Source organism: Idiomarina fontislapidosi (genome assembly GCF_003226255.1).
Taxonomy (GTDB): Bacteria; Pseudomonadota; Gammaproteobacteria; order Enterobacterales; family Alteromonadaceae; genus Idiomarina; species Idiomarina fontislapidosi.
On sequence record NZ_QJST01000042.1, the window covers coordinates 1 to 1,236 of the forward strand.

Here is a 1,236-nt window from a genome sequence, read left to right on the forward strand (position 1 = left end):
GACCCAATTAAATGAGAGACCGAGAAAAACATTGAACTTTATGACACCGTCACACATGATTGACAAGGGTGTTGCGTTGATGACTTGAATCTACAGCGGCCTTTTTTAGAATGTCCCGCTCTTCCTCGGTTCGTTTTAGGTCAGAACGTAATTTCAGTATTTCTTTTTTTGCCTCTATCAGTTCATCGTCCTTTTGCTTGGAGGGGAGCGGGTTGGCTGCTTTTACCCACTTATAGAGACTGTGTTGAGATACCCCCAAGTTCGCTGAAACTTCAGCAACGGTGTACGCTCGTTCTATCACTTGACGGACTGCTTCATCCTTAAATTCTGGACTGTATCGTTGGTTGTTCATAAACTCTCCTCCTATGCTCAAATAATAGTCAGGAATTGTCTATGATTCTCGGTCCACTCCAAAGAACGGCTGAGAAGTGTCTAAGTTATCGGTGGCGATTCAAAGGGCCTGACTTGGTTCGTCAAGTGAACAGCCAAGGAAATCTACCTACTGAATAGACAAACATCATAATGATGTGTAAAAATTATTGACTTAACAAAGGCAAAACACCGTTGCCGGATTAAAATCAAACCGCTTGTTCCGGTGTGTAATTGGTCCAACTTATACTAGGACGGTAAAGGGGAAGTATGAATACTGATCAATAAACTTTTGAGTTGGTGTAGGTTATGAGCAACGGAGTCCTCACCGAAGATGAAGAATTAGTCGATGCCAAACATATTGAAGTGTAATTAAGGCTTAAGTAAAGGAAAATACGATGAAAAAGTTGATTGTTTTATTAACCAGCACTTTGCTGTCAACCGGTGCTATCTCCCAAGATGAAGGTTCAGATAATGATATTTGTGCAAACCTTCACAGTCTAGCAGAAGTCATCATGGAAAGACGGCAAGAAGGGACTAGCGTTGTCAAAATGATGGAAGTTGCAGAAAAATCAGGTAATGGAAAATTTACTGAAATTATAAAAGCAATCGTAGAAGATGCTTACAATTCGCCGAAGTACAGTACCCAAGCAATGAAACAAGATACCATTAGCACATTCGCTAATAATGTTTACATGGAATGCCGAAAATGGTGATGTCTAAACAAAAAACTTTTAATCTCAACAAAAACTAGAAGAATGTAAAGTCGGCCTGTATTAGCCCCTTTTTAAAACGGACACTCATTAGTTAAGCGATAGGCTTAGACCTATCTTTAAGGAGTGTCTATGGAGCGCATTGAAATTTTTA

1 protein-coding gene and 1 pseudogene are annotated in these 1,236 nt (G+C 39.8%); one reads left to right on the top strand and one right to left on the bottom strand.

The window, feature by feature from the left end:
• Positions 1 to 100: 100 nt before the first annotated feature.
• Positions 101 to 352 (bottom strand): annotated as a pseudogene (locus tag DFP83_RS13455) (transposase); the annotation flags it as partial.
• Positions 353 to 767: 415 nt separating this feature from the next.
• On the opposite strand from DFP83_RS13455, the gene DFP83_RS13460 reads away from it, so the two are divergent.
• Positions 768 to 1,085: a hypothetical protein gene (locus tag DFP83_RS13460; protein ID WP_110576596.1), complete on the top strand. Its 318-nt coding sequence runs from the start codon at positions 768 to 770 to the stop codon at positions 1,083 to 1,085.
• Positions 1,086 to 1,236: the final 151 nt, after the last annotated feature.

Bases quoted from the DNA above. Each gene is read 5' to 3' on its own strand.
- DFP83_RS13460 (WP_110576596.1), top strand. From the start codon at position 768: ATGAAAAAGTTGATTGTTTTATTAACCAGCACTTTGCTGTCAACCGGT.